Origin of the sequence: Nocardia vermiculata NBRC 100427, assembly GCF_001613265.1 — a bacterium.
In the GTDB taxonomy this organism is placed as follows: Bacteria; Actinomycetota; Actinomycetes; order Mycobacteriales; family Mycobacteriaceae; genus Nocardia; species Nocardia vermiculata.
Genome location: NZ_BDCA01000030.1, coordinates 13,929 through 30,432 on the forward strand (window position 1 = coordinate 13,929; position 16,504 = coordinate 30,432).

A 16,504-nucleotide genomic window follows, 5' to 3' on the forward strand; every position below is an offset into this window, starting at 1 on the left:
TCAGTGGGTGCGCACGATCAGGATGTCGCATCCGGCGTGGCGGGCCAGCCGGATCGCGGGGGTGTCGAGAACGCGGCTGGTAGCGCGGTCGGTCCAGGTGTGTAGCGGGGGCTGGCCGATGACGATGGTGTCGGCGTGGTGAGTGGCGGCCAGCCGTAGCAGCGCGCGCAGGGCCGGTTCGGGCAGGAGGCGGGTGTAGACCTCGGGTGCGCCGTGGGCGCGGGCGCGGTCTTTCGCGAAGCGCGTGAGGGTGTCGGCGGGGGTGGTGCCACGCAGCTGGTAGTCGTCGGGGCCGACGCGGTCGAGGTCGACGCCGAGGGTGCGGGGGTCGAGCGGGTGGTTAACGCAGGTGATCAGGAGCCGGGCTCCGCGCTGGCGGGCCAGGTCGGCGGCGCGGTCGACGACCCGGTAGCCGCCGTCACCGGTGTCGGTGTCGGCGGCGGCGATGATGGTGCGCACCCGCGGGACGGCGGGGGCGCTGCGGGTGCGGCGCTCGAGGACCGCGACCGGACGGGGGTGGAGCCGGTCGGCGAGGGTGTGCAGCCAGTGCGGTAGCGGGTTGTGGTGGGATGTCATGGCTGGTCTTCGGGGTGAGGGTGGTAGGAGGGGCCGGGGGCGATCAGGGCCACGACGGCGCCGGCGGCGGCGATGCCGGCCAGAGCGAGGGTGGCGCGGTGGGTGCCGTGCAGGAAGGCATCGCGGGCGAACTCGGCCAGCGGCCGGGCGACGGGCCCGGCCTTGTCCGCCACGGCGAGCGCGGCGGCCAGCGAGTCGCTCACCGGGCCGCGCGCGGGCGGGGGCAGCTGGGCCAGGGCCGGCTGGATGCGGTGGTGGTATCCAGCGGCCAGCACGCTGCCGGCGACGGCGATGCCGATCGCGGCGCCGATTTCACGGGCGGCGTCGTTGACCGCGGCGGCGATGCCGTGTTTGGCCCGCGGGGTGTCGGCGACGATGGCGGCGGTGGCCGGTGCCGCGCACAACCCGAGCCCGGCGCTCATGATCAGCACCGGGCCCAGGAGGTACAGGTAGGTGGTGTGGGTGTCGATGCGCGAGAGCAACACCAGTCCGGCGGCGATGACGCTCATGCCGGTGGCGGTCATGACTCGTAGTCCGGCTCGTTCGCACAGCCAGGGCGCGGCGAGGGAAAGCCCGACAAGCGGTCCGGCCATGGGGGCCAGCGCGAGCGCCGATTGCAGGGGGCTGTAGCCGAGGATCAACTGGAAATACTGCACGATCAGGTAGAACAGGCCGAAGGTGACCAGGAACTGCAACGCCAGCGATACCACTCCGGCGGCGAACCCGCGCCGGGCCAGCAACCGGATCGGCAGCAGAGGGTGAGTCACCCGGGATTCCACGAACACGAACACCGCGGTCGCGGCCAGCGCGGCGGCCAGTGTGGTGAGCACCTGTGGTGAGATCCAGCCGTGTTCGGGGGCCGCGGTGAGCGCGAGCACGAACACCCCGACCGCCGCGGCCGAGGACACCGCCCCGGCGACGTCGACCGGTGGCCGGTCTCGGTCGCGGGATTCGGTGAGCGTCAGCGCGGCGAGGACCAGGACGGTGGCGGCGGCGGTGAGCGCGACGAACACCGCCCGCCACGAGAACACCTGCAACAGCAGACCGGATCCGAGCAGGCCGATCACACCGCCGGATCCGGCGACTCCGGCCCACACCCCGACCGCGCGGCCTTGCTTGTCGGCGGGAAAGCCCGCGGTCAGGATCGACAGTGTCTGCGGCATCACCAGCGCCGCACCCACACCCGCGACCCCACGCGCGGCGATCACCCAGGCCGGGCTCTCCGCGAACAACGGAATCGCCGAGCCGGCGGCGAAGATCACCAGCCCGGACACCAGCACGATCCGGCGCCCGTAGCGGTCACCGACCGCGCCCCCGGCCAGCACCAGGCACGCCAGTGCCAGCGTGTAGGCGTCGACCACCCACGTCAGCTGCGCTTGGGTGGCGCCGGTGGACTCCGCGATCTGCGGCAGCGCCCCGTACAGGGCCGCCATCGACGCGATCACCAACCCCACCGACACACACGACACCACCAGCGTCCACCGCTGCCCACCCGACAAGCGGGCGGGGACGGGTATCGAATCGATTTGCGGGACAGCCACCAAACCTCCCAAGAAACGCTAACGGCATTATCGTTTCGCTGCTGTCGGTAGCGTAACCCCACCCGCGGCGTGAACACCAGGGTTTGCCGGTCCGGCACAATGAGGTCTGTGAGCTCCACCTCCGCCCTCAGCGACGACGACGCCGGTCAGCGGGTCGATCCGCGCCGGGCCCGCTCCCGCGAACGGCTTCTGGACGCCGCGACCCGGCTGCTGGCCACCGGCGGAATCCACGCGGTCACCGTGGACGCGGTCACCAAAGCCTCCAAGGTCGCCGCGACCACCCTCTACCGCAACTTCGGCAACAGCGCCGGACTACTCGCCGCCGCGTTCGAACGCCTCCTGCCCCAAGTCGAGCCACCCACCGGCACCGGCAGTCTGCGTGAGCAGCTCACCGACCTGCTCACCCGCCAAGCCACGCTCATCGACCAGACTCCCGTCCACCTCACCGCCCTGGTCTGGCTGGGCCTGGGCCCCACCGAACCGGTCGACCCCACCGAACCGGTCGACGCGGCCGACCCGGGCCGCGGTGACGGCGAACTGCACTCGCTACGCGCCCAGGTCATCGACCGCTACCGGCAACCGTTCGACCACCTGCTCACCAGCCCCGCCGCCCGCGCCGAACTCGGCGAACTGGACCCCACCTACGCCATCACCCAACTCGTCGGCCCCCTGGTCTTCACCCGCCTCACCGGCATCCACCCCATCACCCCCGCCTACTGCCGACAACTCCTCGACGACTTCCTCACCGCCCACACCACCTGACCGGCCACCCCCAACCAGAGCGCAGCGGAGCCGCCTGGAGTGAACCGGGGTGTTCCGTAAGCCGATCCACCACCGGAACACCCCGGTCGCAGAACCCAGGCCCTGGTCACGGTGTTCCGTAGAGGTGTTCCGCTAATTGTTCCGATGAACCCTCCCTATATGGAACACTTCGGGACATGAGCACCCCGTTCCGCGTCGGATACTGCCGCTGTTCCACCGACGAACAAGACGTCGAGATCCAAACCGAGCAACTACTCGCGCTCGGGGTGCCGCACGAGCGGATCTTCATCGACAAAGGATTCTCCGGAACCACCCGGAAAAACCGGGCCGGGCTGGACAACGCACTCACCGCGGTCACCTCCGCCTCAGCGGCCGTCACCGACCGGCAGGTGGTGCTGACCACGACGAAATTCGACCGGTTCGCACGCAACATGGCCGAGGCCGGCGAAATCCTGACCAGCCTGCGCGAGCGCGATGTCTTGTTCGGACTCGGCAGCCAGATCTACGACTGGGCCGACCCGTTCGGCAAACTGTTCCTGCAAACCCTCGCCATGGTCGCCGAATTCGAGGCCAACCTCGGCCATCTGCGCACCCGCGAAGGCATGGCCAAGGCTCGCGCGAAGGGCCGCCTCAAAGGCAAACAGCCGAAACTTCCTCTCGCAGCACGCAAAACGATCCACCGCCGCTACCACGACCCCGCCGACAACGCGAGCCTCGCCGACCTCGCCGAGGAATACAGCGTCGGCCGCTCCACCATCCACCGCATCATCAGCGGCCCCACACCACGGGTCTGATCAAGATCTCGCAGGGCCACACCGCGGGCCCACCGGACACCTCAACCTCGAACCAGCCTCTACGCGAAGCTACTTTGCGGCTCGGGCCAGCTTCAGGATTCCGGGGCCTATTCGCGGGCCGTCACCGGACCCTCGCCGAGCGCCTGGAGTCCTGGAAGCGCAACGACCGCGCCCGAGGCTGGGCCGCCGTATGCGCACTGCACGAATCCACCACCCTGCCTGTGGATAACTCAGCAGTAAAAACACTCCTTGACCAGGGATTTGGCACCCCACCGGAGCGAAGCTACGGTTCTTCTTTCCTCTCACGATCGAAATCAGTTCCTTCAGCAGAAAACGAGATGAACCGACGCGCTTCGCGCGGCATCGACAAGAGGAGCCGCGCCAAACAGCACCGCGCCTACGACCAGAGAGCCCTATTGCTGGCCGAGAAATGCCGTAGAGACGAACGAATCCCGCTCTGGGTACGTCGAACCAGCCGTAGCCAGCTGGCGGCCGCCCTGACGCGCTACGCCGTCGCCGGATGGATGGTCGACGACGTGTACGGGGCGTTCGAGGAGTTCCGGATCTCCGGGAAGAAGCTGATCAGCAACCCGGACAAGCCCGTCGGGTACCTGTGCCACATCCTGCGATTCGTGCCCCCGGAGGTACCCCCGGCCCTGCTCGACCGGGCCCGTGCCGTCGCCGAGGACGAGGCCGAGCGCGCCGCGAACCGGCGGCTGTTCGCCGAGATGCGCGCGGCGGCCATGCGCGCGGCCGCCACGGACTCCCCCGGCCGTGCCGCCGCCCGCGCGGTCGTTGTGCAGCTGGCCCACCGCAACGTGGGCCAGGAGCGCGCCCGCGGCCGCCAGGCCGACGCCGACGACCGGGCGCGGGCCCGCCGGACAAACGCTGAGGCCGACCGGTGACCCCCCCGATTCGGGGTAGCCGGGTCCGGCCGGCCTCAGCGTCCGTGAAGAGGGATCTAGCTGGCCTTGCTCGTGGTCTGACTCGGGTAGAGCCCGTGGAGAAGGCGCGACACCGAGCCGATGGACACTCCGAGTTCCGCGGCGATCTCTTTGTACTTCGCTCCCCCGGCTCGCAGCTCGCGGGCCCGCTCGCTCAACGCCGCCGAGCGCCCCTCGAAATCGTCGCGCGGTTCAGCGATGAGCCGCCGAATCGTTCGATCGGAGCACTTGTGCTTGGCCGCCAGTTCCTTGGCCGTCTTCGCCCGCCGCACCGGGTTCTTCGCGGTCATGTGTCCTATCCCTCCAAAGCATCCGCAAGGATCGCGTCGATATCCAACCGTGAGCCACGCCGTCGATTCGCCGCGGCGATGGCCGCCCGCCGTTTATCGGTCATCGTCTGCCCGCCCTTGCGACCACGACGGGCGAGTTCTTCGGGTCCAGCCTTCGCCGCACTCATTTTCCCACGTCGCGCCTGTTCTTCAGCGAACGACCGGCGAATGTGTCGCCATGTCCACCGCGAGATGGATCGCGCGATCTGGTTTACCTCGGGAAACAACAGGGGGCCCTTGGTGAAGCACGACCCGATCAGCTCGACATTGCGGTCCCAGGCGTAGTCGCTCACCGCGGATTCCCACAGCCCGAGGTCGGTGTAGTCGCCGCGGTGCGGATACGACCATTTGCGCGTGACCTCGAAAATCTCCACGTTCCGACCGGTGTCGGTGTCCGCCAGCTTCTCGCGCCGCTCGCGCGCCCCCGACCATTTCGGCAGAGCCCCGAGCCGTTCCAACGGGCCGGCCAGGTCCTTCAGTGAGTACACCGCGTAATCCGGGCCCCATAAGGGCAAATGTTCCTGGTGCCGCGGATTCTTGGTTGTCCGGCCACCGTAGGCTACGTCGCCGCCCAACATATTGTTGAGCCCGGACTCCACCCGCGACAACAGATTGACTGGCCGTCGATGGCCGGCGTTGGTCAGCACCACCGGCGCCGCCAGAGCGTAGACGATATGTCCGTTGCGCAGATGTGGGTTCAGCGCGATGTAACTCGGTGGCGGCAGCCCGGCCAGGCCCACGATCTCATCAGCTCGGCCGCCGTCGTGATCGGTGATGATGAGCGACTTCATCACCAACGGGTTTGCCTCGATATAGGGACGCTCCAATGCCGCGGGCCTGGACATACGGTAGTAGCCGCCGTGCTTGCTCGTGCCGGCCAACGGCCGCCGCGGTAACCAGTGTTCTTCGAACGGGAATGGCGGCGCGTCTACGTCGGTCCAGTCGTCGACCTCGGTGTCCATGGCCAGCAGTCTGCCCCAACCTCTCGACTGATTAGGTAGGACACGCCGTAGCGGCCTAATCCGGTAGTTCAGGGTGAGCGGGGGTTAAATCAAGGATTTCGGGATTTGATTAGGTAGGACATCTCGAAGCCACCTAATCAAGTGATCCCGTTCGTCCGGTGTGCGAGACGAACGAGGCTGCCGCACCAACTTCCGTTGGCTTGCCATCTGGACCCTATCGGTTGCGCCGGGCCGGGGGGACGTGTTGGTTCACCGTTTCGTTGCGGCCGCCAATCGGCCAGAACCGAGGTCTGATCGGCGGGTACGCGTCGGCGATCAGTGGCACGATCGAGCGCATGACCGACACCGAGCAGCCCTACCGGGTGGTGGACTCGCACAACCAGGGATGGCACCGCGAGGGCGGGCCCGAGGGGCTGTACCGCGGATTCGACGCGACCAGCACGACCAAAGTCCTGGAACACCGGCCATACGACGACATCGTGCGCGAGTTCGGCCCAGTCCGGCCCGTGCTCCAGCCGCTGGAAGAGGACCGCGAGCAGCTGCGCGCCGCGCTGGAGACCGCCGGCCGGAAAGCAGTCGGCTCCTTGGCCTCCGCGCTGGAACAGGTGCACCACGAGATCCGCGAACGCGCCAGCGAGCCCGGAGACAACTACCGCCAAAGCGGCTACCGTTTCGCCGTCCGCGCGATGACCGCCGGACGGCCCGGATCGTGGGAATCCGAATTTCTGCACCACGTCTGGATTTTCGGCAACGGCCTGAACCTCTGGCCGTACAAGCCGAACGACCACAACCCCGACGAGATGCGCGCAACCGGCCCGAACCCGAAGCGGGTCCACATCGAGGCCCGCGACCAGATGGCCGCCGTCCTGCGCCGCTGGGTGGACTCCCCCGACCGGTACACCGAGGTCGCCGAGCACCTGGCCGCCATCGTGAGCAACTACGCCGACGAGGCGCACGGGCCCGACGGATGGGCGAAAATCGCCGACCAGTGGCTACAGCCCGGCGGCCTGGCGAAGGACGACATCCACGCCTGCTACGGCCTGCTCTACAGCGTGTCGGAGCACTTCAGCGCGGACAGGATCTACGCCTAGAACGCATATCGGCGGTAGCGCCCCTATGGGCACTACCGCCGGTATCGGCCGCCTTCGCGCTGGTCAGACAGCCTTGCGCTTCGGAATCTCCGGCCACTGAGCGCCGTCGTTGTACCGCGCTTCCAGCTCCGCGCACAACTTCGTGATGGACCAGCGGATGAACGCCTGCTGCTGATTGATTCCGGTGTGCGGGTAGGTGTACGCGATCACCGATTCCATCCGGTCCTTGAGATCTGACGGCAGCGACAACAGCACATCCGAGGAACCCGCCAGCCGCTTGCTGCGCTCGCTCCCCTCCCCCGACTTCTTGCCCTTACCTGCGGTTTTTCCGCCACCCCTAGGGGCGCTAGTGGAAGAAGGGGCACTAGCGGTGCTCGCCGCTGTCGCGGCCGGTGCGGCGGCCGCGGGCGACTCGGCGGCCTCCTGCTCGCGCTGCACGCGCGCCGCCTCAGCACGACGTTCCTCGCGAGTGAGAACACGAGTCGGCCCAACATTGCCGAGCCCTGGTTTCTGCTGGCCACTCACTGGCGAGTCCTTTCCACGATGCGGTTCGCGACGAGTTGGAAGTCTTCGGCAGCGGTTGAGGTCGGCGCGTGCGCGAAGATCGGCACCCGCCGGCCTTTCGCCTCCGGCACCTTCACCGTGTGGGCGATCGTGCCCACGAACCGGCCGCCGTCTTCCCAGGCGCCCCAGTCCTCACTCAGCTGGTTGCGCACGTCCTTGCTGACCTGGTTGCGGCCGTCGAATCCGCAGACGACCAGATACCTGATGTCGATGTCCGGATTCAACTCTTCCTGCACGTCAAGGATGGTTTTTCCGAGATCTACCAGGCCGCCGATCTCATCCGGGCCCGGTCCGACCGGCGCGAAAACGTCATCGGCGGCTGCCAGCCCGGCCGTGGTCAGCTCACCGAGCGCGGGCGGGCAGTCGAGCAGCACATAGTCATAGCCCTCGATGCTATCGAGCTGCCGGGCCAAGCGTAGCTGTCCCCCGCTGCCGAGCCCTTCTCGCTCCAGCTTCTTCATAGCCTTGTGAGCTGGGGCTACGTCAATCCCGAACTCGGTCGACTTGATGACCTCCACCAGCTTGACGCGCTCGGCGCGGTCCGAATGCAGCACCTCGTACATGGTCGCGTCGTCCGGGGCCAGCTCGACACCGAGGCCCGTCGTCGCGTTGGCCTGGGGGTCGAGGTCGATAACGAGCACCCGCATACCCATGGCCGCCAGCGCGGCTCCGAGGTTGATGGTGGTCGTTGTCTTCCCCACTCCCCCTTTTTGCAGCGCTACCGCGATGATGCGGCATGACGCCGCAGACGTACTGGTCATAGTCCACCGTTCCTTCGGAAGTTCAAACAGCAGGTCAGGCGGCCGGACGAAGCCCCCTTCTACCGCAACCATATCAACCACATGGCCCACATGGGCGCTATTGCCCATACTAGGGATTATTACCTATAGCGCCACTACAGGCGCATAACACCCATAGCGGCGCAAGAGCCCATATCTGAGGGCATCACCACTAATAGCACTAGTGTCTATAGTGCCACAATATCCCCTACTAGCCATTTCGCACATAGTGTTACTAGTGCCCATATGGGCACTAGCGCTAATATGGTTCTGGTGTCGAAATCGGTCGAGCCGTATCCATCCGTCCAGCACGGCATATACGGTATGTCCTGTCGCCACTGCTGCCACCACCCGGAATCAGCCTAGGTAGCGGCAATAGTGCCACTACTGCCCATATGGGCAGTAGTGGACAGTATCAACGGAATGGTTACTAGAGGCTCTATCTACCATAGTGGGAGTAGGGGAGCGGAGAGGTTAGGTGAACGCCATGACGGCGACACAGCACCTGGTCGGCGACGAGACGGACCGGTTCCACCGCGCAGCACTACGAGGCCGCGAGCAGCAGCGCGACGCCGCCGTTTACGCCTGCGAGCAGATGCGCGCGGCCGGGATCGAGCCCACGGGGCCCGAAGTCCGCCAGTGGCTCGCACAGCACGGCCGCACGGTCGGCCGCACAACGGTGTGGAAGGTGGTCACCGAGTACCGGCGCGAACACGGCTTGCCCGACCTGGACGACGGACTGTTCAGCACCGGGGGAGTGAACACCGAACACGACAGCGAACAGAGCACCGAACAGCCGTCAGGAGGCACCAACGTGTTCACTCTCGACCAGGCCGACCCCGCCGCGGGCCCGGCCTCGGCGGCCGCCGACGAGACGCCGGAGCGGGGGAGCGGTGAACACGCCACCGAACAGCACGAGCAGGTGAACGTCACTGACGAAACAGCCGAACACCGGCAGCCTGTCGCAGTGAACGCCCCCGCCGCGCCCGCCGAGCGTTCACCGGCGGACATGGGCGATAGCGGCCATATGGGCACTACTGCCGACAGGGCGGCAGCCGAGCAGGTGAACACCGAACCCCCGATCCCATCAACGGCGGCCCGGCCTGGCCGCGGACTGCCGACATGGCCGGTTCTGCTGATGGCCTTCCCTGCATTCGTCGCCATCTGGTCGGGATGGGTCGGACTCGGCGAGGCGACCGGATTCGGGGTCGTTCACCCGCTGCCCGGCATCGCCGATGGCTTCGCGATCAACAGCGCGATCACGTTGCCAATCGGGGTCGAGGCGTACGCGAGTTACGCCCTCTACGTGTGGCTGTCCGGCCGGATCAGGATGCATACGACCCGCACCTACGCCATGGTCTCGGCGTTCGTCAGCCTCGCCATCGGCGCGGCCGGCCAAATCGCCTATCACTTCATGGAAGCCCGCCATATCACCGCCGCGCCCTGGTGGATCATCACCATGGTTGCCTGTCTCCCTGTCGCCGTGGTCGGCATGGGCGCGATCCTGGCTCACCTGATCATCCGCGAACGTCACGTCGAGAACGACTGAACAACCCGCATCCCCCGCGTAAGCGAACACGAGGGCGGCCCTCGGACAGTTGGAGCCTGTCCGAGGGCCCTCGGCGTGTGTTCAGTGAACGCAACCACGAGATCCAGGAGGCAAGCCAACGAAGTTGGCGCGGCAGCCTCGATCCGGTCCCTGTTCAGCGAACGAGCGAACACAGGATGCAGCCGATCCGATGCGTTCATCCCGTTCACTGACCACGGGGTGAACGCGCGACCGGAACACCCCGTGCCCGCCGCGCGGCAGGCGCCGAAGATGAACAACCAACCGAGCTGTTCACCGCCGTTCGCGTGAACCAGGTGAACAGAGGGAGCGCCCTACAGTGGAACGGACCAGCGCCAAGAAACGACACACGCCGGGTTGCCAAGCCGCGACGAAACAAGGCCGCCGAAGCGGGCCCGCTATCACCGCGGGCAATGCCCAGGGCGGAAGGACGGGGGAGAGGCCAGTGCCGGAGCGTTCAATGTTCGAGACGAACGGGGAGCCCGCCGACGCGGCCGCGACTGCCCGACTCATCAAGTTGGGATATCTCCGTGCGGACAACGCGCGGCGATTTCAAGACGGTCTGAAACTCCTGGTTTCCCACCTTCAGCATGAGCCGGTCCCGAACCCCGCAGTCCTCGCGCAGCGGATCGAGGACTACGCGGCTCGGCCCCGGCCGTACCTGCCCCGAGGATCACGCGATCTCGGGACCTCCGAGACGTTCACAGCATGGATCAGCCCCGCCCGAATCCTGCTCAAGCTGCCGGGCACACGGTCGTTCATCCACGACAACAGCAACGCGGCCCGGCGTCGCCAGACCGGCACAAGCCGATCGGAATACGTGCCCGCCAACCCAGTAGCCGGCATCGCCGAGTTCGCGGCGCGTATCGCGATGGAGCGCGGAGAACCCGCCGGCCTGGCCGAACTGCTCGGCCATCCCGACGAACCCGCGATACAGGTTGAAGCATGGGACACGCCCGCAGGACCGCTATTCCGCATCGAGACCAACGGAAATCACCGCGTCGCAGCGCTGGCCGCACTCGCCGTTCCGTGCGTCCTGGCCGAGGTGCGGCTACACACGGGCCTGTTCGACACATCGCCGACAGCGGACCTCGATCAGATGGACGATATTGACCGGTACCGCCGACTCCTCCACACCTTCGGCGTAGCCGCGTTCTCGGACACCGGCATGATGGGAGCCTTCGCGATCAGCTCCCGATGGCCGATCCTGATCCGTGATCCTGAGTCCGCCGTGAAGTCGCTCACGTCTATGGAACAGATCATCGGTTCTCCGATCACCGGAAACATCGGCCAGATTCCCCGATCATGGTTTGCCAGCGGCGACGAGTTGCGCGCGTTGTCACGCGATCTGGACACGTCGTTGACTCGGTTCCTAGCTGGTCATTCAAAGCCGCGAATGCGCCGGTTCAAGTGGCGATCACCCGCCTGAAACTGCGTACCGGGACCAGTGGCCGCCGATGGATGCCGTGCAGCCCGCTACGCTGGCAAAAGAGCGCTATCAACCGCAACACTCCAGGAGGCAGATCCGTGGCGATCACCAAAGAAGTCGTAGTGAACTTGGCCGACGATCTGACCGGCGAAACCATCCCCAAAGGCGGCGGCCGCACGGTGCGGTTTGGGATCGGCACACCCGACAAGTTCGTGACCTATGAACTGGAACTCACCACCGCCAACGAGCAAGAACTAGAGGGGTTTCTCAACCGGTACAAGGAGGCAGCCCGCATCGTGAAACCCGATGCGCCGAGGCGCGGCACGAAGACCGGCGGAACCACAGATTCCGACATCCGGAAGTGGGCCCGCTCCGCAGGCTTGGAAGTCCCCGCACGAGGAAAAATCAGCGACGAAATTCGAGCCGCCTACCGAGACCGGAACAAGTCGAAGAAGCCAGCACCAAACAGCACGACCTGGGTGGGGTAGCAGGTGAGGTAGAGCTTGGGGAGGAGCTACCCCTTTCATTACCTCATGCTGTACCCCATACTGAAGTAGGCGGCATAAGGTCAGCACAAGGCGCTGACCTGTGGGTTCCCGCTCGCCCCCGCCCCTTTCTCCGCTGCGCTCCGATTTGAAGACCACCCTTGCTCTGCGAAAAGCAAAAGATTGCATACCAAGGGTGGTCTTCAAAACCAGGGGCGGAGGCGAGCGGGAACCCACAAAAGATGAAGAGAGAAAGAAAGAGAGTGTGTATGTGTGATGGTCAGGGCATGTATTCCGCAAGCTCCATAAGCACATGCCCTGACCATCACACATACACACATCAAACATCCCTGCCCTTCACCTTTGAAGGGTTCCTTCCAACCCCTGCCCCTCCTTCCAGGCGGGGTTCCTCCCCCCTTCCGCCCACGCCCCCCTCCGGGGGGCTGGCGGGTTCGCCGCCTCCGGCGGCCCGGTCCCACATCCGTGGGCCCGCGCTCGGTGGTGGGGGAGGGCGGCTTCGCACCCTCCCCCACCACCTCGAAGGAACGCCTTCGGCGTCCGTTTTATCGGCGACGCTGACGCGTCGCATCGGTGGTGGAAGTCGTGTGTTTATCGGAGCGTTCTCAAGGCGGCTTCAGACTGCGATCGGTCCGAGTCTGCCGCATCCGACAGGTCGAGCCCCCAGCGTGCTTTCCTGCCGCCGCAATTGTGTCCGTTGACATGCGGTTATGGCTCGGATCTGCCCCGGTTTTGGGTTACTATCGACGGGTGTCACACCGAGGTTTGCCGCTTTCAAGTCGCTGAGGTTGTTCCCAAATGCCCGATCAAGAGTCACGCACATGGACGTTCATCGACACGATTTCCGTGGCGCCGTCGATGGTTTCTGTCGTGGATCCTGTCGTGATTCTGACCGACGCCGGTAGCGCTTTCTCGCCGCTGCACGGCGGTTGGATCTGCGATGTTGATCGGGCCCGCGCATCGGCTGTGATGCTTGCGCAGGCCGCGCGCCTGCGCCGGCGTCCCGCTGTCTCGAATCAGCAGTTCCGATTGACTGGCCCACAGTCGGGACGCCGCGCCGAGGGCGGCGTGCCCGAAGTTCAAGGCGTGCGGCTGCCAGCGCCGGGAGAGCCCGGCAGCAAGGCGATCGAAGTCCGTATCTTCTGGGCCGGGATGCAGTTGCTCGCGGACACGCGAGATCGGCTCACGAGCGAGCAAGCGGGCGAGATCGAGCGCGCTTTTCGGGCTACCTGCGGCGCAGGTTTCTACGCGCGTTCGACAGGCATCACGGAATCGGCTATCCGCGAGACGCTGACCGACGTTGTCGAGCTGGCCGAATTGCTGCTGAGTGCCCGCGACTCGCGTGCGGCATCGACGATATCTGTCAGTGGCGGGCGCGACGATGAATCCACGCGAGCGGTGGGTTTCCTGGCATCAGGATTGCCGTCCGCCGTCACGATCGAGATGCGGGAGCAGTGACCCATGACAGTGATTTCGAAACGCGATAGCGAGTCCACAGGGAGGGCCGCGAGCCGGACGCATCCGAATCTCACCGCGCGAGACGTGCAGGTGCTCGAATGGCTACGAGAGGTCCGTATCGCATCCTCGACGGGGCTGCGCGCCGCTTACAGCCATTTCGGCGGTGAGGAGCTGGACCAGCGGCGGTTCTCGCGCCGCGTGATCAAGCTGGAGAAGTCCGGCGTCATCGGATCGGCTTTCGTCACCCACGGACGACAGCACAAGGTGTATTGGCCCGCCGAGCGAACCTACCGTCTGGCGCGGCGCGAGCTTGCTCACGATCTGCTGTTGGCCGAGTTCTCGATATGGCTGGTTTCGCAGCGGCACGAAGGGCTAGCCCTGACCGATCATCTACCGGCGGGCAGCTGGCGTACTCCGGCGTTCACCGCGGACCATCCGCTGAACACAAAGTCCCACGCCGCCGACGGGATGCTGTGGTTGCCCGATAACAGCATCGGCCTGATGGAAATCGAGTTGTCGCCGAAGTCAGGCCGGAAACTGCGCACCGTTCTGGACTCCCACGCCGCGCGACTCGCATCGAACAGCGAGACGATCTCCGGCGTGCTCTACCTGACCACCGAGCGGGCCGGAAGGACGGTCGCGAAAGCGTGGCAGGAGTTCGGCCATGCCGTTGACCATCCGGGCCGATTCCAAGTGCTTCACGCCGTCGATGACATCACCTTGCAACGGCTGAGCGAGCTGGCCGAATTGGGCTGAACACGGCGAGAGGATCACCGTCATGACGGCCATCTATCGGGAGCCGAGTTCGGCGCAGCTTCAGCTGTGGGACGAGCCCCCGGCCGTGCCAGTCGAGGAGCGGGCCCCGGCCGGATATCGGCCGGGCCGAACCCGAGCGGCCGCGCGCTGCCCGTCGTGCCAGCACCGGGCCGCCAGCGCCGCCGAGGACGCGCGAATGCGCGCCGATATGGGCGTGCTCTGGCTGCACCCCGACCCGGCCGCACCGGACGGTGTCCGCGAGGCGGCCCACTGCCGGCACTGCCAGCCCCGGCAGGTCGCCGATACCGAATGCGTCCGATGCCTCGAAGGCGGGCCGCTGCTCGCCGACCAGTTCGCCGCGGACTCGGCAGCGGGCCGGGTGCCGGCCGAAGTCACGGCCTGGCTCGCGCGCCACGGATGGCACACCGCCGACGGGCCCCTGATCTGCCCCAACCACCACCAGGGCCAGAGCTACCGCGACACCAAGCCCTACCGCACCTAGCGCAGCTCCCGCAGGCTCACCACCCAGCCGAGGCCAGCTGAAGGCGGTTCCGTCCCAGCCGACCGCCCGGCGTGCGGACCGCGGCCGCGCGCCGACAAAACGCTGACCAGCACGATTTCACCGGTAGAGCACTCATCGGCGCACCCCGCCACCCGGCGCGGACCCTGGCCAGCCGGATTCCCGCCCCGAAGCTGGACTGAGCCACGATGCCCGACCCCCGGCCCTCACCGACAAGGCCGAACATGTCTCCGCTGCGCTCCGAGCCTTGCCAGCGCCACCGGCCGCCGTGCCGCGTCGCCTGCGTCCAACACCGGAAGCGGGAGATCCAGCAGGGCCCAGGCCCCGAGCCCGCCGAACACCAGGGAGCCACCATGAGCGCCGTCACCATCGAAATCACCGGCCACCTCGCCGCCGACCCCGCCGAACTCCGCATCACCCCGACCGGAGAGTCCGTCACCAGCTTCACCGTCATCGGCAACGACCGCCGCCGCGACGACAGCGGCGAATGGGTCGATGCCCGGACCACCAGCATCCGCGTCACGGTCTGGAAAGCCCTGGCCGAGCACGTGGCCGACACCCTGACCAAGGGAACCCTGGTCACCGTCACCGGCGATCGGCTCACCGCGGACCTGTGGACCGACCGCGACGGCCAGCCCCGCGCCACCCTCGAGATGCGCGGCGTCCGCGTCGGCGTCGAGCTGGCGACCCAAACCGCCAAGGTCATCCGAGCCCCGCGTCCGGCCTGACCCGGCCGTTCACGACGCCCGGCCGGTAGCCGGCCGGGCCCGCCCGACAGAAGTGAGTCGGCCCCCGGTGCACCGGGGGCCGACTCACGTTCTCGCTCCCAAACGGGAGCGACGGCGAGTTGGAAGCACCACTTCCTTGGTCTGGGCGCATGGCGCGCAGATTCTTGGCCACTCACCGATAGCCGATGCCGAACACCGTAGCGCCGCAGACCACATTCCCGGAGCAGGACTCGCGGCGGAACCGGTCACGTCGCCGCGAGATGCGCGCCCCCTGCCGGGTCCGGACCACCGCAAGGGCGGCCAGCTGAGGAATCCGGCCCACGGGGGCCGGATCGGGAACGGATCTTCTTTTCCCTTCTGGCCTTCCGATTTTGACCGGCGGTGCCCTTCGCGCAACCCGCCGCTGCGCTCCGCTTGGGCCTGCGGCCGACGAAGAACTTTCCCTACCGCGGTCGCTGCGCTCCCTGGAAACTTCCCCGCCCGACGGGTTGCACTCGAGGCCCCTCATACCGGTCCAACTCTCCCTTGCCAGAAGGGCAAAGAAAGCGGTCGGGGCCACCCGGCCGCGAGAGCCGGTGAGGCTCTGGACCGTTGGAGCCGGTCCAGGGAATCGTCCCGCGAGGAACGGAGCAAAACCCGATGTCAGACAACATTTTCGGCGAAGTCATCCACGCCTACACCCGCGCCGAGGCCCTGGCCGACGGCTTCATGCACGACATCAGCGAACTGGCCAGCGAATACGGATTCCGCTATCCGGTCCACGTCGCCCAGTACGCATGGGCCGAGGCGATCTCCTGGCCGCACACCGGCGCCTGCCAGGACGAAACCGGCCGCGCATGGGATGTGCTGACCATGGCCCGACTCGCCCTCCAGGCCGCAATCCGGCGCGGCGTCACCTCCGGGCCCGTGCGGTTCACCGTCGTACGGATCACCGAGCCCGACCGGACCGACCCGGAGCCGATCACGCTGGAAATCGAGCTGGGCCCCGGCGACCAAGGCGAACCGGTGTTCACGATCACCGCAGGCCCCGACCGGTAGCCCGCCCGCGCGGGGAGGCATCGGCATACCGCCGCCGAGGCCTCCCCACCCGGCTCCATTCCGACCGGATGCGCACCGCGGGCGGTGCGGGCCTCTCTGCGGTCGGCCGGCAAAGAGTGCGACCCCTCCGGGGATCGGGCCACCGCAAGGGCGACCGGCTGAG

General features: G+C 66.9%; 18 protein-coding genes. 12 read left to right on the top strand and 6 right to left on the bottom strand.

The features are described from left to right. Both NV2_RS24750 and NV2_RS24755 read right to left on the bottom strand, forming a co-directional pair. Entirely contained in the window at window positions 1-576 is a 576-nt protein-coding gene (locus tag NV2_RS24750) for a universal stress protein (RefSeq protein ID WP_084475399.1), read from the bottom strand. Next, window positions 573-2,117 carry an MFS transporter gene (locus tag NV2_RS24755; protein WP_245662765.1) on the bottom strand — a complete coding sequence of 515 codons (1,545 nt, stop codon included), beginning with the start codon at window positions 2,115-2,117 and terminating at the stop codon, window positions 573-575. The genes NV2_RS24750 and NV2_RS24755 overlap by 4 nt, the downstream gene beginning before the upstream one ends. Before the next feature lie 99 nt (window positions 2,118-2,216). Here NV2_RS24755 and NV2_RS24760 point away from each other — a divergent pair, with 99 nt between their 5' ends. From NV2_RS24760 to NV2_RS24770, 3 genes are all read left to right on the top strand, one after another. Further along, entirely contained in the window at window positions 2,217-2,879 is a 663-nt protein-coding gene (locus tag NV2_RS24760; RefSeq protein ID WP_067879207.1) for a TetR/AcrR family transcriptional regulator, read from the top strand. Between the two features lie 176 nt (window positions 2,880-3,055). Further along, complete coding sequence (locus tag NV2_RS24765; RefSeq protein WP_067879210.1) at window positions 3,056-3,673, top strand: recombinase family protein; 618 nt, start codon at window positions 3,056-3,058, stop codon at window positions 3,671-3,673. A gap of 338 nt (window positions 3,674-4,011) precedes the next feature. Continuing rightward, complete coding sequence (locus NV2_RS24770; RefSeq protein WP_067879213.1) at window positions 4,012-4,578, top strand: hypothetical protein; 567 nt, start codon at window positions 4,012-4,014, stop codon at window positions 4,576-4,578. 56 nt (window positions 4,579-4,634) lie between these two features. On the opposite strand, the gene NV2_RS24775 is transcribed toward NV2_RS24770, so the two are convergent. Both NV2_RS24775 and NV2_RS24780 read right to left on the bottom strand, forming a co-directional pair. Further along, window positions 4,635-4,907, bottom strand: a complete 273-nt coding sequence (locus tag NV2_RS24775) for an RNA polymerase sigma factor sigma-70 region 4 domain-containing protein (protein WP_067879216.1) — start codon at window positions 4,905-4,907, stop codon at window positions 4,635-4,637. Between the two features lie 5 nt (window positions 4,908-4,912). Continuing rightward, window positions 4,913-5,908: a replication initiation protein gene (locus NV2_RS24780; protein WP_067879219.1), complete on the bottom strand. Its 996-nt coding sequence runs from the start codon at window positions 5,906-5,908 to the stop codon at window positions 4,913-4,915. A gap of 335 nt (window positions 5,909-6,243) precedes the next feature. On the opposite strand from NV2_RS24780, the gene NV2_RS24785 reads away from it, so the two are divergent. Continuing rightward, complete coding sequence (locus NV2_RS24785; RefSeq protein WP_084475418.1) at window positions 6,244-6,999, top strand: hypothetical protein; 756 nt, start codon at window positions 6,244-6,246, stop codon at window positions 6,997-6,999. 63 nt (window positions 7,000-7,062) lie between these two features. Here NV2_RS24785 and NV2_RS32405 read toward each other — a convergent pair whose 3' ends face one another. Together NV2_RS32405 and NV2_RS24795 are read right to left on the bottom strand one after the other, a co-directional pair. After that, entirely contained in the window at window positions 7,063-7,437 is a 375-nt protein-coding gene (locus tag NV2_RS32405) for a hypothetical protein (protein WP_245662766.1), read from the bottom strand. Window positions 7,438-7,520: 83 nt separating this feature from the next. Further along, on the bottom strand, window positions 7,521-8,432 hold the full coding sequence (locus tag NV2_RS24795; RefSeq protein WP_245662767.1) for a ParA family protein: 912 nt from the start codon (window positions 8,430-8,432) through the stop codon (window positions 7,521-7,523). Window positions 8,433-8,829: 397 nt separating this feature from the next. Here NV2_RS24795 and NV2_RS31965 point away from each other — a divergent pair, with 397 nt between their 5' ends. The 8 genes from NV2_RS31965 (at window position 8,830) to NV2_RS24835 (ending at window position 16,341) form a co-directional block, all read left to right on the top strand. Continuing rightward, window positions 8,830-9,891, top strand: a complete 1,062-nt coding sequence (locus tag NV2_RS31965; protein WP_210749761.1) for a hypothetical protein — start codon at window positions 8,830-8,832, stop codon at window positions 9,889-9,891. Between the two features lie 478 nt (window positions 9,892-10,369). Continuing rightward, the gene (locus tag NV2_RS31780; protein ID WP_067879227.1) at window positions 10,370-11,338 is read left to right on the top strand and encodes a hypothetical protein; all 969 of its coding nucleotides are present in this window, start codon (window positions 10,370-10,372) and stop codon (window positions 11,336-11,338) included. Window positions 11,339-11,436: 98 nt separating this feature from the next. Beyond that, entirely contained in the window at window positions 11,437-11,826 is a 390-nt protein-coding gene (locus NV2_RS31785) for a histone-like nucleoid-structuring protein Lsr2 (RefSeq protein ID WP_067879230.1), read from the top strand. 813 nt (window positions 11,827-12,639) lie between these two features. After that, window positions 12,640-13,299 (top strand): hypothetical protein, encoded by a 660-nt coding sequence (locus NV2_RS24815; protein ID WP_157103076.1) that lies wholly within the window; start codon window positions 12,640-12,642, stop codon window positions 13,297-13,299. Between the two features lie 84 nt (window positions 13,300-13,383). Next, window positions 13,384-14,055 carry a hypothetical protein gene (locus NV2_RS24820; RefSeq protein ID WP_067879237.1) on the top strand — a complete coding sequence of 224 codons (672 nt, stop codon included), beginning with the start codon at window positions 13,384-13,386 and terminating at the stop codon, window positions 14,053-14,055. Window positions 14,056-14,077: 22 nt separating this feature from the next. Further along, window positions 14,078-14,557: a hypothetical protein gene (locus NV2_RS24825; protein ID WP_067879241.1), complete on the top strand. Its 480-nt coding sequence runs from the start codon at window positions 14,078-14,080 to the stop codon at window positions 14,555-14,557. Window positions 14,558-14,928: 371 nt separating this feature from the next. Further along, window positions 14,929-15,303, top strand: a complete 375-nt coding sequence (locus tag NV2_RS24830; protein WP_067879244.1) for a single-stranded DNA-binding protein — start codon at window positions 14,929-14,931, stop codon at window positions 15,301-15,303. Window positions 15,304-15,942: 639 nt separating this feature from the next. Next, complete coding sequence (locus NV2_RS24835; RefSeq protein ID WP_067879247.1) at window positions 15,943-16,341, top strand: DUF6573 family protein; 399 nt, start codon at window positions 15,943-15,945, stop codon at window positions 16,339-16,341. The last annotated feature ends 163 nt before the right edge of the window (window positions 16,342-16,504 follow it).